The organism is Streptomyces djakartensis (genome assembly GCF_014651075.1).
GTDB lineage: Bacteria > Actinomycetota > Actinomycetes > Streptomycetales > Streptomycetaceae > Streptomyces > Streptomyces djakartensis.
Map to the genome: position 1 here is coordinate 1 of NZ_BMWE01000010.1, position 17,442 is coordinate 17,442.

The 17,442-nt window shown below is 73.1% G+C and carries 18 protein-coding genes and 1 pseudogene; 10 read left to right on the forward strand and 9 right to left on the reverse strand.

Features of this window, described 5'->3' with window-relative positions; all coding sequences use genetic code 11:
- Together IE212_RS18165 and kbpA are read right to left on the reverse strand one after the other, a co-directional pair.
- Positions 1–964 (reverse strand): serine/threonine-protein kinase (locus IE212_RS18165; protein ID WP_190198928.1); only part of this gene is annotated, 964 nt, incomplete at its 3' end.
- 192 nt (positions 965–1,156) lie between these two features.
- Positions 1,157–1,879: an AfsK-binding protein KbpA gene (gene kbpA, locus IE212_RS18170; protein WP_190198929.1), complete on the reverse strand. Its 723-nt coding sequence runs from the start codon at positions 1,877–1,879 to the stop codon at positions 1,157–1,159.
- A gap of 122 nt (positions 1,880–2,001) precedes the next feature.
- Here kbpA and IE212_RS18175 point away from each other — a divergent pair, with 122 nt between their 5' ends.
- Positions 2,002–2,649 (forward strand): TetR family transcriptional regulator, encoded by a 648-nt coding sequence (locus IE212_RS18175; protein WP_229864417.1) that lies wholly within the window; start codon positions 2,002–2,004, stop codon positions 2,647–2,649.
- 115 nt (positions 2,650–2,764) lie between these two features.
- Here IE212_RS18175 and IE212_RS18180 read toward each other — a convergent pair whose 3' ends face one another.
- Together IE212_RS18180 and IE212_RS18185 are read right to left on the reverse strand one after the other, a co-directional pair.
- Positions 2,765–3,235 (reverse strand): nitroreductase family deazaflavin-dependent oxidoreductase, encoded by a 471-nt coding sequence (locus tag IE212_RS18180; protein WP_190198930.1) that lies wholly within the window; start codon positions 3,233–3,235, stop codon positions 2,765–2,767.
- Positions 3,232–4,422: an acyl-CoA dehydrogenase family protein gene (locus IE212_RS18185; protein WP_190198931.1), complete on the reverse strand. Its 1,191-nt coding sequence runs from the start codon at positions 4,420–4,422 to the stop codon at positions 3,232–3,234. Before IE212_RS18185 ends, IE212_RS18180 begins: the two co-directional genes overlap by 4 nt.
- Positions 4,423–4,532: 110 nt before the next feature.
- On the opposite strand from IE212_RS18185, the gene IE212_RS18190 reads away from it, so the two are divergent.
- The 3 genes from IE212_RS18190 to IE212_RS18200 all read left to right on the forward strand — a co-directional run bounded on the left by IE212_RS18190 (position 4,533) and on the right by IE212_RS18200 (position 6,939).
- Positions 4,533–5,705: a thiolase C-terminal domain-containing protein gene (locus tag IE212_RS18190; protein WP_190198932.1), complete on the forward strand. Its 1,173-nt coding sequence runs from the start codon at positions 4,533–4,535 to the stop codon at positions 5,703–5,705.
- Positions 5,706–5,823: 118 nt separating this feature from the next.
- Positions 5,824–6,249: a pyridoxamine 5'-phosphate oxidase family protein gene (locus IE212_RS18195; protein ID WP_190198933.1), complete on the forward strand. Its 426-nt coding sequence runs from the start codon at positions 5,824–5,826 to the stop codon at positions 6,247–6,249.
- 24 nt (positions 6,250–6,273) lie between these two features.
- Positions 6,274–6,939, forward strand: coding sequence for a pyridoxine/pyridoxamine 5'-phosphate oxidase (locus tag IE212_RS18200; protein WP_190198934.1), 666 nt, complete (start codon positions 6,274–6,276; stop codon positions 6,937–6,939).
- Positions 6,940–6,949: 10 nt separating this feature from the next.
- On the opposite strand, the gene IE212_RS18205 is transcribed toward IE212_RS18200, so the two are convergent.
- Genes IE212_RS18205 through IE212_RS18220 form a run of 4 tightly spaced genes read right to left on the reverse strand, consistent with a single transcriptional unit; the run spans position 6,950 to position 9,376 of the window.
- The gene (locus tag IE212_RS18205) at positions 6,950–7,819 is read right to left on the reverse strand and encodes a GNAT family N-acetyltransferase (RefSeq protein ID WP_190199182.1); all 870 of its coding nucleotides are present in this window, start codon (positions 7,817–7,819) and stop codon (positions 6,950–6,952) included.
- Positions 7,820–7,858: 39 nt separating this feature from the next.
- Complete coding sequence (locus IE212_RS18210) at positions 7,859–8,479, reverse strand: GNAT family N-acetyltransferase (RefSeq protein WP_190198935.1); 621 nt, start codon at positions 8,477–8,479, stop codon at positions 7,859–7,861.
- 46 nt (positions 8,480–8,525) lie between these two features.
- A complete protein-coding gene (locus IE212_RS18215) occupies positions 8,526–8,927 on the reverse strand; it encodes a Zn-ribbon domain-containing OB-fold protein (RefSeq protein ID WP_190198936.1) in 402 nt (133 codons plus the stop codon).
- A complete protein-coding gene (locus IE212_RS18220) occupies positions 8,927–9,376 on the reverse strand; it encodes a DoxX family protein (RefSeq protein ID WP_190198937.1) in 450 nt (149 codons plus the stop codon). Before IE212_RS18220 ends, IE212_RS18215 begins: the two co-directional genes overlap by 1 nt.
- A gap of 156 nt (positions 9,377–9,532) precedes the next feature.
- Between IE212_RS18220 and IE212_RS18225 the strand changes: the two genes are divergently transcribed.
- The 5 genes from IE212_RS18225 to IE212_RS18245 all read left to right on the forward strand — a co-directional run bounded on the left by IE212_RS18225 (position 9,533) and on the right by IE212_RS18245 (position 15,079).
- The gene (locus tag IE212_RS18225; protein WP_190198938.1) at positions 9,533–10,738 is read left to right on the forward strand and encodes a flavin-containing monooxygenase; all 1,206 of its coding nucleotides are present in this window, start codon (positions 9,533–9,535) and stop codon (positions 10,736–10,738) included.
- 129 nt (positions 10,739–10,867) lie between these two features.
- Complete coding sequence (locus tag IE212_RS18230) at positions 10,868–13,093, forward strand: acetate--CoA ligase family protein (protein ID WP_190198939.1); 2,226 nt, start codon at positions 10,868–10,870, stop codon at positions 13,091–13,093.
- Positions 13,093–13,884: an enoyl-CoA hydratase/isomerase family protein gene (locus tag IE212_RS18235; protein WP_190198940.1), complete on the forward strand. Its 792-nt coding sequence runs from the start codon at positions 13,093–13,095 to the stop codon at positions 13,882–13,884. The genes IE212_RS18230 and IE212_RS18235 overlap by 1 nt, the downstream gene beginning before the upstream one ends.
- 42 nt (positions 13,885–13,926) lie before the next feature.
- Positions 13,927–14,541, forward strand: a complete 615-nt coding sequence (locus tag IE212_RS18240; RefSeq protein WP_229864451.1) for a flavin reductase family protein — start codon at positions 13,927–13,929, stop codon at positions 14,539–14,541.
- Between the two features lie 103 nt (positions 14,542–14,644).
- Positions 14,645–15,079: a TopoII/MutL transducer domain-containing protein gene (locus tag IE212_RS18245; protein ID WP_190198941.1), complete on the forward strand. Its 435-nt coding sequence runs from the start codon at positions 14,645–14,647 to the stop codon at positions 15,077–15,079.
- Here IE212_RS18245 and IE212_RS18250 read toward each other — a convergent pair.
- A pseudogene (locus IE212_RS18250) lies at positions 15,015–16,339 on the reverse strand (MFS transporter). The gene IE212_RS18245 and the pseudogene IE212_RS18250 sit on opposite strands and share 65 nt — an antisense overlap.
- 71 nt (positions 16,340–16,410) lie before the next feature.
- On the opposite strand from IE212_RS18250, the gene IE212_RS18255 reads away from it, so the two are divergent.
- A complete protein-coding gene (locus tag IE212_RS18255; protein WP_190198942.1) occupies positions 16,411–17,436 on the forward strand; it encodes a GlxA family transcriptional regulator in 1,026 nt (341 codons plus the stop codon).
- Positions 17,437–17,442 lie beyond the last annotated feature (6 nt).

A 17,442-nucleotide genomic window follows, 5' to 3' on the forward strand; every position in this document is an offset into this window, starting at 1 on the left:
GGCCGAGGGCCCGGGCGGGGCGTCCGCTGCTGCTGCGGCCGGCGCCGGGGGCGGGCTTGCCGGCCGGGCGGCCGTTGCGGCGGGTCTCGATCAGGCCGACGGCCCGTTCCGGAAGCCACGCCGAGGCCGTGCCGCTGTCGTCGGAACCGGAGCCGAAGAGGTGGGGGGCGAGCTGGGCCTGGAGGTCGGCCGGGTTGGGGCGGGCCGTGGGGTCCATCTGCATACAGGACTCGATGAGCGGACGCAGCTCGTCCGGGAGGCCCTCCAGGTCCGGCCCCTCGCGCAGCAGCATGAAGACCGTCTCCACCGGGTTGGCGCCGTGGAAGGGCGGGTGTCCGGTGGCGGCGAAGACCAGCATGGAGCCGAGGGAGAAGACGTCGCTCGCGCCCGTGACGCTGCGGGAGTCCTTGGCCTGCTCGGGTGACATGTAGGCGGGCGTTCCGACGGCGACGTTCGTCATTGTCAAACGTGTGTTCGAAACGCCCGACGCGATCCCGAAGTCGATCACCCGGGGGCCGTCCTCGACGACGAGGACGTTCGACGGCTTGAGGTCCCGGTGCACGAGCCCGGCACCGTGGATGGACTGGAGCGCCTCGGCCACACCGGCGGCCAGCCAGCGCACCGCCTGGGCCGGGAGCGGCCCGCACTCGTTCACTATCTCCTCGAGCGAGGGCGCGGGGACGTACGCGGTGGCCAGCCACGGCACGGCGGCGCGCGGGTCGGCGTCCACGACCGCGGCCGTGTAGAAGCCGGAGACGGCGCGGGCCGCCTCCACCTCACGCGTGAAGCGGACCCGGAACAGCTGGTCCTCCGCCAGCTCCGTCCGGACGGTCTTGATCGCCACCCGCCGGCCGGACGCCGAACGCGCGAGATAGACCAGCCCCATGCCGCCGGCCCCCAGCCGTCCCAGCACCTCGAACGGCCCGATCCGCCGCGGATCGTGCTGCGTCAGCTGATCCACCACTCTGCCTGCCACCTCCCCGTACGAGCCGCGCCAAGCCACATGTTCCACGCGACCCCGTGCAGCGTCTCACCACCGCACCGCCATGGCGGCACGCACCCCGATTCTTCCTGGCCGGAGCCGTGGTGGCGAACCCGGTGACAATTGGGGTGTCTCGGGGCAGAGGAGAGCAAACAATACCCAAACAGTGTCCGCTCAGCGGTGCAGCAGCGCGAAGGACGCCCCCTGATCGTCCGTGACGACGGCGACCGTGCCGTACGAGGTCCCGAAAGGCGGGGCGTGCACCCGGCCGCCCAGCCGGGTCACGTCGTCCATCGCGGCCGGTACGTCCTCGACGGCGAAGTGGACGAGGAAGTGGGGCGGCATCTCGGCCGGGAAGACGTCGGAGACCGGGGCGCGGCCGAAGTCGGGGTCGGCGTCCGGCCCGAACAGGGCCTCCTGGAAGAGATCGCCGTAGAAGGCGTTGGCCGCCTCGGTGTCCCGCGCGTACAGCTCGGCCCAGGCGAAGGTGCCCGGCTCGTGCCGCCTGCCGAAGCCGGGGTGCTCGCCGGGCTGCCACAGCGCGAAGACGGCACCCTCGGGGTCGGTGACCAGGGCGGTCACACCCAGCTCCCCGGCCGGCACCGGCGACGAGATGACCTGCCCGCCGGCCCCCCGGACGCGCCGGGCCAGGGCGGGGGCGTCCGGGGTCGCGAAGTACACGGTCCAGACGGTGGGCAGCCGGCCGTCCGTCTTGCGGACCAGGGCGGCCACGGGTTCGCCGTCCTTCAGTGCCCGCGTGATGGAGCCGAACCAGTCCTCGAACGTCCACCCGAAAAGTTCACCGTAGAACCGCTTGCCCGCCTCGACGTCGGGAAGCTGCGCGTCCACCCAGCAGGGGACGCCCTCCGCGTACACCGATGCCCTGTTTTCGGCCATGCCGCCAACGTAACCGCGACGGCCGCGGCCCGCAGACCAGGCACACCCGGCTCCGTACTTCCTCGCACCCCATTTGCAGTCGGCCGAATCGCGCCCCGATCCCGCCTCGGTAAGCTGACGTCATGACAGGACAAGTGCGTACCGTCGACGGCCGCGTGGCCGGTCGGCGTGGGCAGGCGACCCGGCAGAAGCTGCTCGACTGCCTCAGCGAGATGCTCAGCTCCTCCCCCTACCGGGACGTCAAGGTCATCGATGTCGCCCGGAAGGCGGGGACTTCGCCCGCGACCTTCTACCAGTACTTCCCGGACGTCGAGGGCGCCGTCCTGGAGATCGCCGAGCAAATGGCGACCGAGGGCGCCGCGTTGACCGAGCTCCTGGAAGGCCGCTCCTGGGCCGGCAAGGCCGGCTGGCAGACGGCGCAGGAACTGGTCGACGGGTTTCTGGAGTTCTGGCGCCGGAACGACGCGATCCTCCGGGTCGTCGATCTCGGCGCCGCCGAGGGCGACAAGCGCTTCTACAAGCTCCGCATGAAGATCCTCAACTCGGTGAACAACTCCCTCGCGGACGCCGTCGCCGGGCTCCAGGCCAAGGGCAGGGTCGACAAGGACGTGAACCCGGCGGCCGTCGCCGGCTCGCTGGTCGCGATGCTCGCGGCCGTCGCCTCCCACCAGAAGGGCTTCTCCTCCTGGGGCGTGAAGCAGGCCGAACTGAAGCCGAACCTCGCGATGTTGGTGCACCTGGGCGTCACGGGCAGGAAGCCCACGAAGTAGCCCGGCCCGGCGAGCCCGGCCCTTTTTCCGTACCGAAGTCCTGTCTGGCAGGCGGCGGTCCACCCGAGTGGGCCGCCGCCTGTGCTTTTCGCCGCCTGCGCCGTGTTCCCACTGCTCACCGCCGCACGATCCGGAACACCCGGATCTCCCGGTCCACCCGCGCCTGGTACGCCGCGTACGGCGGCCAGAACGCCAGCACCGCCTGCCACGCCGCCGCCCGCTCCCGCCCCCGCAGCAGCCGGGCCGTCACCGGGATGTCCTGGCCCTTCCAGCTGATCTCGGCGTCCGGGTGGGCCAGCAGGTTGTGGCTCCAGGCGGGGTGCCCCGGCCGTCCGAAGTTGGACCCGACCAGGATCCAGCCGCGTCCGCCGTCCTCCGGCATACAGGCCAGCGGCGTGCGGCGGGCCCGCCCGCTGCGCGCCCCGGTCGAGGTCAGCACCACACCCGGCAGGAGCTGCGCGCTGAGCAGCACCTTTCCTCGCGTGAGCCGGTGCACGGCCCGGTCGAGAGCCGGGAAGACATGGGGTGCGACCCGCGCGAACCCCGGGGTGGACGACACCTTCTGCACGAACCGCACGCCCCTCATCGGCCGGCCTCCTCGAAGACGTGCGCCGCGTCGGCGGCGTGCGCCCGCAGCCGGTGCACCGGCCCGAACAGCAGCTCGTCGCCCGCGGCACGCTTGAAGTACAGGTGAACCTCGTGCTCCCAGGTGAAACCGATGCCGCCGTGCAGCTGGATCCCCTCGGCGGCGGCCGCGGCGAGCGCCTCGAGGGCCTGGGCGAGGGCGAGCCCACCGGCCTGCTCCCCGTGGCCTTCCCGGGCGGCGGCCCAGGCCGCGTAGTACGCCGCCGAGCGGGCCGCCCGCACCCGCACGTACACGTCGGCCAGCCGATGCTTGACCGCCTGGAAGGACCCGACCGGCCGCCCGAACTGCTCGCGCTGCCCCACGTACCCCACGGTCCGCTCCAGCACCCGGTCGGCGGCTCCCACGGCCTCGGCGGCCAGACAGGCGGCAGCGGTGGCGCCCAGCCGGGCGAGGGCGGGCAGGACGTCCCCGTCGTCCCGCCCGAGCAACTCACCTTCCACGTCCCTCAGTTGCACGCGTCCCTGTGGACGGGTCGCGTCCAGCGCGGTCTGCCGTACGCGGGTGAGCCCGGCCGCGTCGCCGCGTACGAGGAAGAGCAGGACACGGGAGCGGGCGAACCCCCCGGCGTGCGCGGCGACCAGGAGGAGCTGCGCGCTGTGCCCGTCGAGGACCTGCTCGACCTGCCCGTACAGCCGCCAGCCACCGTCCGCCCACCGGGCCTGCACGCCCCCGGCCCGTCCGCCGCCCGCCCACTCACCGCTGCGGTCGTGGCCGGTGAGCGCGAGCGCGGTGGCGAGGGCGGGGCCCGGTACGGCGAGGGCGGCGGTGAGCCCGCCGGAGGCGATGCGGGTGAGAAGGCCGGACCGCTGGGCACCGGTGCCGAGGGCGAGCAGCAGGGGTGCCGTGAGCACGGCCGTGGTGAGCAGGGGCGAGGGGGCCAGCGCCCGGCCCGTCTCCTCGCAGGCCAGGGCCAGCTCGGTGACCGAGCAGCCGACACCGCCGTAGGTCTCCGGGAGTGCCAGTCCGGGCAGGCCGAGCTGTTCGGCGAGGGCGGTCCACAGGGCCGGGTCGTGCCCGGCCGGGGTGTCGACGGCGGCCCGCAGCTCCTCGGGGCCGCACCGCTTGCCGAGCAGTTCGCGCAGGGTGCGGCGGATCTCGTCCTGTTCGGCGGTGAAGCGGGCGTCCATGGGGGTACCACCTCCGCATCTGACGGTGCGTCATATTAGGGCGGAGGGGCGGGGAAGCCCAGAGCCCCGGCGCGCTTGTGGGCGGCGATATCTGATGTACCGTCAGATTCATGGTTGCCCGGAGGAAAGTGGCCGTCGTCGGCGTGGCCCTCTCGGACTGCGGCCGGGTGGACGACGCGACCCCGTACGCCCTGCACGCCCAGGCGGCCCGCCGCGCCCTGGCCGACGCGGGTCTCGACCGGTCCCTGGTCGACGGCTTCGCCTCCGCCGGGCTGGGCACCCTGGCGCCCGTCGAGGTCGCCGAGTACCTGGGCCTGCGTCCCGCCTGGGTCGACTCCACCTCGGTCGGTGGTTCCGCCTGGGAGGTCATGGCCGCCCACGCGGCGGACGCGATCGCGGCCGGGCACGCGCGCGTGGTGCTGCTGGCCTACGGCTCGACGGCCCGCGCCGACATCCGCGCCGGCCGCCGTACCGGCACGCTGTCCTTCGGCAGCCGCGGCCCCCTGCAGTTCGAGGCCCCGTACGGCCACACCCTGATCGCCAAGTACGCCATGGCGGCCCGCCGCCACATGACCGAGTACGGCACGACGATCGAACAGCTGGCACAGGTGGCGGTCCAGGCGCGGGCCAACGCGGCCCTCAACCCGGAGGCGATGTTCCGCACCCCGGTCACGGTGGACGAGGTCCTGGCCGGCCCCATGATCGCGGAACCCTTCACCAAGCTGCACTGCTGCGTCCGCTCCGACGGCGGGGCGGCGGTGCTGCTGGCGGCGGAGGAGTACGTACGGGACTGCCGTACGGCACCGGTGTGGGTGCTGGGGACCGGGGAGTACGTCTCGCACGCCGCCATGTCCGAGTGGCCGGACTTCACGGTCTCCCCGGCGGCGGTGAGCGGCCGGCTGGCCTTCGAGCGGGCGGGTGTGCGGCCGGACGAGATGGACCTCGCGGAGATCTACGACGCGTTCACCTACATGACGCTGGTGACGCTGGAGGACCTCGGCTTCTGCGGGAAGGGCGAGGGCGGCGCGTTCGTGGAGCAGGGGCGGCTGCGGGTCGGGGGCGGGGAGCTGCCGGTGAACACCGACGGGGGCGGGCTGTCGGCTCAGCACCCGGGGATGCGGGGGTTGTTCCTGCTGGTGGAGGCGGTGCGGCAGCTACGGGGAGAGGCGGGCGGAGACCGGCAGGTGCGGCGGGGGGACGGGGCTCTGCCGCGACTGGCGGTGGCGTCGGGTACGGGCGGATGGTTCTGCTCCTCGGGGACGGTGGTGCTGGGCGCGGGGTGACCCGGCTGGGCTGGTGGACGGACCGGGGTCGGGGGGAACACCGGGGGCCCACAGGGGTGTTGAGAAGTTCCGAACGCCGAACCGCCTTGTCGCGACCGCCTTGCAGAAGGAGACCGGAATGGCCCTGACCCGCGAAGAGCGTGAGCAGTTCCTGGCCGAGCCCCACATCGCCGCACTGGCCGTCGACGCGGGACCGGGCCGGGCCCCGCTGACCGTGCCGATCTGGTACCAGTACGAGCCGGGCGGCGACATCTGGATCATGACCGGCCTCGACTCCCGCAAGAACGAGCTGATCAGCGCGGCGGGCCGGTTCTCGCTGATGGTGGACCGGCTGGAGCCCACCATCAGGTACGTGTCGGTCGAGGGCCCGGTCGTCGACACCTCCCCCGCCACCCTGGACCAGCTCCGGGAGATCTCGGCGCGCTACCTGCCGGCCGAGAGGGTCGAGGGCTATGTCGACTACTCCTGGAAGAACCACGGCGAGATGGTGGTGCTTCGCATGCGGCCCGAGCGGTGGGTGTCGTCGGACCTCGGGCAGGTCTGACGAGCCCCGGGTGACAATCGGGGGATGGCTACCGATCTTCACCAGCTGCTGAGGTCCCTGCGGGTCTGGGACCCGGAGGTCACCGAGCTGCCGCCCTTCGACCCCGGGGCCGCCCCCGTCACCCCGCTGGAGCTCTTCACCGAGTGGTTCGCGGCGGCGGTGGCCGCCGGGCAGTGCGAGCCGCACACCATGTCGCTGGCGACCTCGGACGAGTCCGGCCTGCCCGACGTGCGGATCGTGATGCTGCACGGCGCCGACGAGACCGGCTGGTCCTTCGCGTCCCACGCCGGCAGCCGCAAGGGCCGCCACCTCGCCGCCCGCCCGTACGCCGCGCTCGGCTTCTACTGGCCGGTGCTGGGCCGGCAGGTGCGGGTGCGCGGCCCCGTGTCGGCGGCCCCGTCGGCCGACGCCCAGGGCGACCTCCACGCCCGCTCGACGGGCGCGCTGGCGGCGGCCCTGACCGGGCGGCAGAGCGAGGTCCTCGGCTCGGTGGAGGAGCTGGTACGCGCCTCCGAGGCGGCCTGGGAGCGGGCCGCGCGGGAGCCCGATGCACCGGTGCCGTCCTGGACGCTGTACCGGCTGCGGGCCGAGGAGGTGGAGTTCTTCCAGGGCGACGAGGCGCGGCGGCATGTGCGGCTTCGCTACCGGCGCGCGGAGGAGGGGTGGACGCGGGAACTGCTGTGGCCCTGAGCGCGCCCCGCTACCCGGCCCTCGGCGTGAAGTCGTACACCGCGAAGTCCGCCACCGGCCGGTATCCGATCCGCTGGTAGAGGCCGTTGCTGGTCGGGTTGGCCAGGTCGGTGAAGAGGACCACCTCCCGCGCCCCGGCGGCCAGGGCGGCGCGGCTGACCTCGGCCGTGGCGGCGCCCGCGTAGCCGCGGCCGCGGTGGTGGGGCGGGGTGTAGACGGGGGCGACGCGGGTCTGGCCGGCGACCTGGGGTGTCGTCCCGGCCATGGCGACGGGGGCGCCGTCGGGGGTCACCCAGAGGGTGATGCCGCCGTGGGCGATGCGGGCGTCCGCCCACTCCTCGGCGTCCCGGACGGTGCCCGCGCCGACGGCCTCCGCGAACTCCTCGTGCCAGTGGACGAGGAGTTCGCGGTCCGACTCGACGGCGGTCCGGGGCCCGCCCGGCGGCAGCGGCCGGGGCACGTTCAGGGTGCCGAGCCGGTAGAGCCGCTGGCGCTGGCGGAGTACGGCCGTGGCTCCCGTGTGCCGCCGCCAGGCCTCGACGAAGGCGCCGGCCGTGTCCCGGTCGGCGCTCACACCGGGCAGGGGCCGCCCGAGTGCGGCCAGCCGCGCGGCCAGGGTGCCGGCCTCCTCGGCGGTCAGCGAGGTGAGGTTCAGCCAGTGCGGGGGCGTGCGGAAGAACGCCGCCCGGACCGTCCCGTCCCGCTCCAGGACGCCGAACTCCGGTATGCCGTCGCCGTACACGTGCGGTCCACGGGTGCGCAGCGTCTCCGTGACGGTCAACGGGACGGTGTGCAGCGCGGGTCGGGAGCGCAGGAAGCCGTCGGCGCGGGTCAGGAAGTCGTCGAGGCCGTGGGTGAGGTGCCAGGTGGCGGAGGGCATGCCCCATGGTGCCGCGTCCCGCACGGGTACGCCTCCGTATTACGCGCCGGACCCCGGGTACCCGTCCGGCTCCGGGTCCGTCGCCAGGCGCGCGTGCAGGTGGGCGTCGCGGAAGGCGTCGTGCCGGTCCTCCTGGAAGATCGCCCCGCGCAGGGTGCCCTCGTACGCGAAGCCGCACCGCTCGGCGATCCGGCACGAGACGTCGTGGCCGACGGCGTGGTCCAGCTCCAGTCGATGCAGGCCGAGTTCCGTCAGCGCCCAGCGGGTGGCGAGCAGCAGGGCCCGGGTGGCGACGCCCTGGCCGCGGGCCTCGGGCAGCACCCAGTAGCCGACGCGGGCGGACTTCAGGTGGTACTTGATCTCGTTGACGCCGATGTGGCCCAGGGCCGTACCGCTGCGCGCGTCGGCGACCCGGAACGACATCGACGTGCCCTCCGCCGCGCTCTGGGCCCGCGCGAGCAGCGACTCCCTGGCGCTCTTGAGGTCCGTGACCGGCCGCAGCGGGGTGTTCCAGCGCCGGAACTCCGGATCCCGCAGGCCGCGCAGCCACGTCTCGACGTCGGAGCCGGACGCCGCGTCCCAGGGGCGCAGGTGAAGGCCGAGGCCGTGCGGTTCCGGGGGCGGGGGGCCGGTGCGGGACCGGTCGTGTATCGGGGGCATGGGGACATTGAAGCGGGTGGGGCGGCGCCGTTCACCCGAGTTCGGCTCACCCCGTGGCGGCGCCCCGCGCGACCCGGAACACCGGGACGCCCTCCCGGAACACCACCTCGAGTTCCGCCCCGGCCGACAGTTCCCCCGCCCCCACGACCTCCGTCATCATCCGCGGCCCCTCGGCCAGGTCCACCACGGCGGCGACGTACGGTGTGCGCTCCGCGAAGGGCGGCAGGTCGTTGCGGTGGACGACGGACCAGGTGTAGAGGGTGGCGCGGCCGCTCGCGGCTTCCCAGCTGACGTCCTCGCTCCAGCAGTGGGGGCAGAACTCGCGCGGGTAGTGGTGGGCCCGGCCGCAGGCCCGGCAGCGGCGGATCAGCAGCCGGCCCTCGGCGGCGGCGTCCCAGTACGTGCGGGTGAAGGCGTCGGGCTCGGGCAGGTCGAGGCGCCCGGCCATCAGATGAGCCCCAGCGCGCTGTCCAGCGACCAGGTCTGCCAGGACATGCCGAACAGCCCGACCACCGACATCAGCGCCATCATGGAGTTCTGCCCCTGCTCGGCCACGTCGTGGATCATGAGGGTGAAGTAGAGGGCGTTGAGGAGGAACCCGCCGGCCAGGGCGACCGGGGTCAGGAAGCCGGTGATCAGGCCAGCGCCGAGGGCGAGTTCCGCGTAGACGACGACGTACGCCATCAGGCGCGGGCGCGGTGCCACGGCCGCCTCGAAACCCGAGCGGACCGCCCTCCAGCGGTGCCCGGCCGCTATGCCCGCCGCCCACGCGATGCCGGTGCCGCGCTCGAACCACGCCTTGCGGTCCTTGTGCCGCCAGCTCTCCAGCCACCACAGCCCGAGCCCGATCCGCAGCACGGCCAGCCACTGCGGACCGGTGAGCCAGATCGTGTCCATAGAATCTGACGGTACGTCAGATCAGGTGATGCGCAAGACCCCGCGACGCCTCCGGACCGCCCCCCCACCCACGCGCTCCACAGCCGTAATCAATCCGAAACCAATTCCGGTCTTGACCGAGACCCATCAAGCCACCCTCTGACTACGCTCCCGCTCATGGCCGAGTCCACACCACCCCCACACTCCTGCGCACCCCCCACACCGGACCGCCCCGTCTACGTCATCGGTGGTGGCCCCGGCGGACTCTCCGTCGCCCACGCGCTGCGCGCCCGGGGCGTACGGGCGGTCGTGCTGGAGAAGTCCGACCGGGTCGGCGCTTCCTGGCGCGGCCACTACGACCGGCTGCACCTGCACACCACCCGCCGCCTCTCGGCCCTGCCCGGGCTGCCGATCCCACGCCGGTTCGGGCGGTGGGTGTCCCGGGACAACGTGGTGCGGTACCTGGAGAAGTACGCCGAGCACCACCGCCTGGAGATCGTCACCGGCGTCGAGGTGTCCCGCGTCGAGCGCGCGCCCGACGGCACCGGCTGGCTGCTGCACGCCACCGGCGGCCGGGAGCTGACCGGCGCCGCGGTCGTCGTCGCGACCGGGTACAACCACACGCCCCGCGTGCCCGACTGGCCCGGCCGCGACTCCTACACCGGCGAGTTCCTGCACGCCGGCCAGTACCGCAACGGCAAGCCCTACGCGGGCCGGGACGTCCTCGTCGTCGGGGTCGGCAACACCGGCGCCGAGATAGCCGTCGACCTCGTGGAGAGCGGCGCGTCGCGGGTCCGGCTGGCGGTGCGCACCGCTCCGCACATCGTGCGCCGCACCACCGCCGGCTGGGCCGCCCAGTACAGCGCCGTCCTCGTACGGCGGCTGCCGGTCGGCCTCGTCGACCGGCTCAGCCGGGTGCAGGCCAAGGTGGCCGTGCCCGACCTCTCGGCGTACGGCCTGCCACGCCCCGACACCGGGCTGTACACGCGGGTGAGACAGGGGGCGATCCCGGTCCAGGACGTCGGCCTGATCGACGCGGTGCGCAAGGGCAGGGTGGAGATCGTGGCCGCCGTGGACGGTTTCGAGGACGGCGGCAAGATCGCGCTGGCCGACGGTACCCGGATCTCCCCGGACGCCGTGATCGCCGCCACCGGATACGTCCGCGCCCTGGAGGGCCTCGTCGGTCACCTCGACGTCCTCGACGCCCGCGGCAACCCCGTCGTCCACGGCGCCCGCACCCCGGTGAACGCCCCGGGCCTGTACTTCACCGGCTTCACGAACCCGATCAGCGGCAACCTCCGTGAGATGGCGCTCGACGCGGTGAGGATCGCGAAGGCCATCGCCCGGGACGGGGCGGGGAGGGTGGCGCGGCTGCCGGGATAGGGCCTGTAGTGGAAATGCCCTGTATCCGCCCGCACTTCGGCCGGTCACGCCCATTCCTGACGTCCTGCCGGTTCGGATAATCTGACAGAGCGTCAGTTAGCGGCTGTCTCACAGGAGCGGGCGGAAACGATGCTTGGATCGACTCACGGCACCCTCACCACCGACTCCCGCCGGGCCCGGGCCATCGCCTGTGGCGAGCGGTCCGGGCCAGTCGTGCACGGCAGGCCGGCCCAGGTCGGCGACCTCGACGTCAGCGGGCGTCCGCTGCACGCCGAGGTACCCGATCTGGACCGCTTCTTCCGCCCCCGGTCGGTCGCCGTGATCGGCGCCTCGGACGCCGAGGGGCGCCCGAACACCGGCATCACACGGCAACTGGCCGACTGGGCCGACCGGGTCGGCGCCCGGCTGCATCCGGTGCATCCGAACCGGCCGTCGGTCTTCGGCATCCCCTGCTCCCCCTCGGTCGGTGACCTGCCCGAACAGGTCGACCTGGCCGTGGTGCTGGTCGGCGATCCGCTGCCCGTGATCGAGGAACTGGCCGAAGCCAAGGCGCGGTTCGCGGTCGTCTTCGCCTCCGGTTTCGCGGAGACCGGCGAGGCAGGCGCGGCCGCGCAGCGGCGGCTGACGGACGTCGTCGAGCGGTCGGGGTTACGGCTGCTCGGGCCCAACACCAACCTCAACGCCTTCGAGCGGTTCCGCGACGACCTCGAAGGCCCGGCGATCGCGCTCATCACCCAGTCCGGTCACCAGGGCCGCCCGGTCTTCGCACTCCAGGAGCTGGGCATACGGCTCTCCCACTGGGCGCCCACCGGCAACGAGGCCGACCTGGAGGCCGCCGACTTCCTCTCCTACTTCGCCGAGCGGCCCGAGGTCGGTGTCATCGCCTGTTATCTCGAAGGGCTGAAGGACGGCCGCTCCTTCCTGCTCGCCGCCGACCGCGCCGCCCGGCGCGGTGTGCCCGTCGTCGCGGTCAAGGTGGGCCGTACCGAGACCGGCGCCCGCACGGCCGCCACCCACACCGGCAAACTGACCGGCGCGGACGACGTGATCGACGCGGCGATGCGCCAGTACGGCGTGATACGGGTGGACGGTCTCGACGAACTCCAGGACACAGCCGCCCTGTTGGCCCGTGCCCGGCCGCCCCGCGCGGACGGGGTCGTGGTCTGCTCGATCTCGGGCGGTACGGGCGCCCACGTCGCCGACCTGGCGACGGGGGCGGGCCTGCGGCTGCCGGTGCTGTCCGAGGCCAAGCAGGCCGAGCTGCACCAGTGGATACCCGAGTACCTCAGCGTCGCCAACCCCGTGGACAACGGCGGGCACCCGGTCGGCGACCGGCGCGGCCGGAAGATCATCGACGCCATCCTCGCCGACCCCGAGGTGGGCGTGCTGATCTGCCCGATCACCGGGCCGTTCCCCCCGCTCAGCGACCGGCTCGTGAGGGATCTGGTGGACGCGGCCGAGGAGACGGACAAGCTGGTGTGCGTGGTGTGGGGTTCGCCGGTCGGCACCGAGCCGGCGTACCGCGAGGTCCTGCTCGGCTCCTCCCGCGTGGCCACCTTCCGTACGGTCGGCAACTGCCTCACCGCCGTCCGCGCCCACCTCGCCCACCACCGCTTCACGACCGGCTACCGCTCCCCCTTCGACGACGCCCCGCGCTCCCCGTCGCCGTCCTACCGCAAGGCACAGGCACTGATGCGGCCCGGCGAGCGGCTCAGCGAGCACGCGGCGAAGCAGCTGCTGCGGGCCTACGGCATCCGGGTGCCGCGCGAGCAGCTGGTGACCAGCGCGGCGGCGGCCGTGCGGGCCGCCGGCCTCGTGGGATACCCGGTGGTGATGAAGGCCTCGGGCGCCCGCATCGCGCACAAGACCGAACTGGGGCTGGTGAAGATCGGCCTGACCTCGGCGAGCCAGGTCCGCGACGCCTATCGCGAGCTGACCGACATCGCCCGCTACGAGGAGGTCTCCCTGGACGGCGTGCTGGTCTGCCAGATGGTCGAGCAGGGCGTCGAGACGGTCGTCGGCGTCACCCATGACGACCTGTTCGGCCCGACCGTGACCGTCGGTCTGGGCGGCGTCCTCGTGGAGGTCCTGCGCGACACCGCCGTGGGCGTACCGCCCTTCGGTGAGGAGCAGGCGCGGGACATGCTCGCCGGGCTGCGCGGCCGGGCCCTGCTCGACGGGGTCCGCGGCCGCCCACCGGCCGACCTGGACGCACTGGTCGAGGTCGTCCTGCGGGTGCAGCGCCTGGCGCTGGAACTCGGAGACCAGCTCGCCGAGTTGGACATCAACCCGCTGATGGTGCTGCCCCGGGGGCAGGGGGCGGTGGCGCTGGACGCGCTGGCGGTGTGCCGCTGATGACCGGGGCCGCTGTCCTGCGCACGACCGGTGACCACGTGCTGTCCCTCACCCTCAACCGGCCCGAGAGCCTCAACGCCCTCAGCCCCGGCCAGCGGGACGAGATCGTCCGGTTGCTGTCGGAGGCGTCCGCGACGCCGGAGGTACGAGCCGTCGTGATCACCGGGACGGGCCGGGGTTTCTGCGCCGGGGCCGATCTGCGCGGCACCGGCACGGCCGGCGAACGGGTCGCAGGGGACGTGGCGCGCACCCTGCGCACCGGCGCCCAGCGCCTGATCGCCGCCGTCCTCGACTGCGAGAAGCCGGTGATCGCGGCGGTGAACGGCACGGCGGCCGGCCTCGGCGCGCACCTCGCGTTCGCCTGCGACCTCGTCCTGGCCGCCGAATCGGCCCGCTTCATCGAGGTGTTCGTACGACGCGGTCTGGTGCCGGACGGCGGCGGCGCCTACCTGCTTCCCCGCCTGATCGGCCCGCAGCGGGCCAAGGAGCTGATGTTCTTCGGTGACGCGCTCACGGCGGCGGACGCCGAACGCCTGGGCCTGGTCAACAGGGTCGTCCCCGACGACGACCTGGACAGGACGGCCCGGGCGTGGGCCGATCGCCTCGCCTCCGGCCCGACCCGCGCCCTCGCCCTCACCAAGCAGCTCGTCAACGCCTCCCTCGACACTGACCGCGCCACCGCCTTCGCGGCCGAGGCCGCCGCGCAGGAGATCAACATGACGACGGTGGACGCGCGTGACGGCGTGCGGAGCTTCGTGGAGCGGCGGGACGCGGAGTTCAGGGGCCGCTGACCCTTCCTATCTGACGTTCCGTCAGTTTCAATGGCGGGTGTGATGGGACAAGCAGGCATGGCGGAGGCCGCCGTCCGCTACCTCAGGTCGGCCCGCACACCGGAGCCCGTCGAGGCGCTGCCACGACCCGAGTTGCGGTGCGTCGCCGCCGACGAACGCGCTCCCCTGGACCAGCGGGAATTCCGCCGCGTCGTCGGGCACTTCGCGACGGGCGTGACGGTCGTCACCGCACCCCCCGCCACCCCCGCCGACTCCCCCGCCGGCTTCGCCTGCCAGTCCTTCACGTCCCTCTCCCTCGACCCGCCCCTGGTCGCCTTCATGGTCGGCCGTACGTCGACGACCTGGCCGCGTATCGCCCGCGCGGGCGTGTTCTGCGTGAACGTTCTGGGAGCCCGCCAGGGCGAGTTGTGCCGCGCCTTCGCGGTCAGCGGCGCGGACAAGTTCGCGGGCGTGGCGTACGACGCGGCACCGGTGTCCGGCTCACCACGCCTGGCGGGCGCCGTCGCCTGGATCGACTGCGCCGTCCACGCCGTCCACTCCGGCGGCGACCACCTCATCGTGGTCGGCCGGGTGAACGCCCTCGGCGCGGCCGACGACGACCCGGACGGCCCGCTGCTCTTCCACCGAGGCCACTTCACCGGGCTGACGCACCCGTAGCGGAGCTGCGGACGCCCCCACCGCTCGCGGCCACCGGCCGGGACCGGACCCCGCCGGACCGGTCCCTTGACCTCAACATTGGTTGAGGTCGGACACTGCTCGTATGGAGATCACAGACAGCGGCACCATCCTCTTCCGCAACACCATGCGCGTCACCGACGGCCACCTCGACGGGTTCCGGCAGGCGATCACGCGGGCGGTCGGCTTCGCCCGAGCGCACGGGCCCCAGCTCATGGTGGAGGTCTTCATCGACGAGGAACGGATGCTGGCGCACAGCTTCCAGCTCTACCGCGACTCCGACGCCATCCGAACCCACTGGAAGCTGTCGGACCCGTACATCCGTGAGGTGATGAAGCACTGCACCGTTCAGCACTTCGAGGTGTTCGGTGAGCCGGACGACGACATCGTGGCGGCCCTCAAGACGCCCGACGGTGAGTCCTTCCCCTTCCTCGTCTCACCTCGACTCGCCGGATTCAACCGGCTGCTGACGACCTACCCGGGAGAATCGCCTGCCCCGCCATCGGCCGCCGCCGGATGACCAACGCCATCAGCGCTGCCACCGCGCACAGCGCTCCCGACGCGTACCAGACCACATCGTAGGAGCCGAACGTGTCGCGGGCGACGCCGCCGAGGAAGGCGACGAGGGCCGCGCCGACCTGGTGGGAGGCGAGTACCCAGCCGAAGACGATCGCGCTGTCCTCGCCGTACTGCTCGCGGCACAGGGCGAGGGTGGGCGGGACGGTGGCGACCCAGTCGAGACCGTAGAAGACGATGAAGAAGACCATCGGGGGGTGGACGCCGGGCGCCAGCAGGAAGGGCAGGAACAGCAGCGACACACCACGCAGCGCGTAGTACACCGCGAGCAGCCGGCGCGCGTCGAAGCGGTCGGTGAACCAGCCGGAGGCGATGGTTCCGACGACGTCGAAGACGCCGATGACCGCGAGGAGCGAGGCGGCCGCCGTGAGGGGCATGCCGTGGTCGTGGGCGGCGGGCACGAAGTGGGTCTGGATCAGGCCGTTGGTGGAGGCACCGCAGATCGCGAACGTGCCGGCGAGCAGCCAGAACGGGCCGGTGCGGGCGGCCGAGAACAGGACGGCCAGGGTCCTGCGGGCGGCTCCGGGGACGGGCGCGGGCTTGGGCACGAAGTCCTTCGCGCCGTACGGCTTCTGGCCGACGTCGGCCGGGTGGTCGTGCAGCAGCAGCCAGACGAACGGCACCACCGCGAGGGCCGCGAGGGCGACCGTCACGGCCGCCGGGCGCCAGTCGTGGCGTTCGACCATCCAGGACAGCAGCGGCAGGAAGATCAGCTGGCCGGAGGCCGACGCGGCGGTCAGGATGCCGCTGACCAGTCCGCGCCGCTCGGTGAACCAGCGGTTGGTGACGGTCGCCGCGAAGGCCAGCGCCATGGAGCCGGAGCCGAGGCCGACCAGCAGCCCCCAGCACAGCATCAGCTGCCAGGCCGCCGTCATCCACACCGTGAGCCCGGAGCCGAGGGCGATCACCGTGAGCGCGACCGCGACCACCCGGCGGATGCCGAAGCGGTCCATCAGGGCCGCCGCGAACGGGGCGTCAGACCGTACAGCGCGAGATTGACGGAGACCGCGGCGCCGATCGTGCCGCGTGACCAGTCGAACTCCTCGTGGAGGGGGTCGATGAGCAGCCCCGGCACGGAACGGAAGGCGGCGGCACCGATGATCGTCACGAAGGTGACGGCGGCGACGAACCACGCCCGGTGCACCCGCCCTCGGAACGGCTTCGGCGTCTGCTGTACGACGACGGCTTCGGTTGTCTGTGTCACGCCATAGAGCTTCCGTCCGTCGGCCTGCTTCATCGAGTGGCCTGAAGGACAGCATTGGTTAGGATCGGGCCATGGCAGCAGCCACCTCACCCTCGGCGGGCTCGCGCCCCCACCGCGTCGTCGTCCTCGCCCTCGACGGCCTGCTCCCCTTCGAACTGGGCATCCCGCACCGCATCTTCGGCCGCCCGACGGACGCCCGGGGACGGCACCTGTACGAGGTCGTGACCTGCTCGGTCCGGCCACCGGGACCGGTCGAGACGGACGCCGACTTCGCCATCCACGTCGCGCACGGCCCGGAGGCACTGGCCACCGCCGACACGGTGATCGTCCCGGCGTCGTACGAACTCGGGCCGGTCTACACGGAGGGCGTGCTGACCGGCGAACTGGCCGCCGCCCTCACCCGCCTCCGCCCCGGCACCCGGCTCGCCTCCATCTGCACCGGTGTCTACGTCCTCGCCGCCGCCGGCCTCCTCGACGGCCGCCCGGCCACCACCCACTGGGCCGACGCCGACCGCTTCCAGCGGCTCTTCCCGCAGGTCGAGGTCGACCCGGACGTGCTGTTCATCGACGACGGTGACGTGCTGACGTCCGCCGGTGTCGCGGCCGGCATCGACCTATGCCTGCACATCGTGCGCCGAGACCACGGCGCCGCCGTCGCCAACGAGGTGGCCCGCCGTACGGTCGTACCGCCGCACCGCGACGGCGGGCAGGCGCAGTACATCGCCCGGCCGGTGCCCGATCCGCAGCAGGCGTCCACCACCGCCGCACGGGCCTGGGCCCTGGGCCGCCTCCACGAGCCGATCCAGCTGCGCGACATGGCCGCCCAGGAGGCCATGTCGGTCCGCACCTTCACCCGCCGCTTCCGCGAGGAGACCGGCGTCAGCCCCGGCCAGTGGCTCGTCCAGCAGCGCGTGGAACGGGCCCGGCACCTGCTGGAGTCCACCGACCGCTCCGTCGACCAGGTGGCCCGCGACGCCGGCTTCGGCACGGCCCAGTCGATGCGCCAGCACCTCCAGGCGGCGCTCGGCGTCACACCGACCGCCTACCGGCGGACCTTCCGCACCGGACGGGACCGGGCCGCGGCCCGCAGGACATGAGCGCCC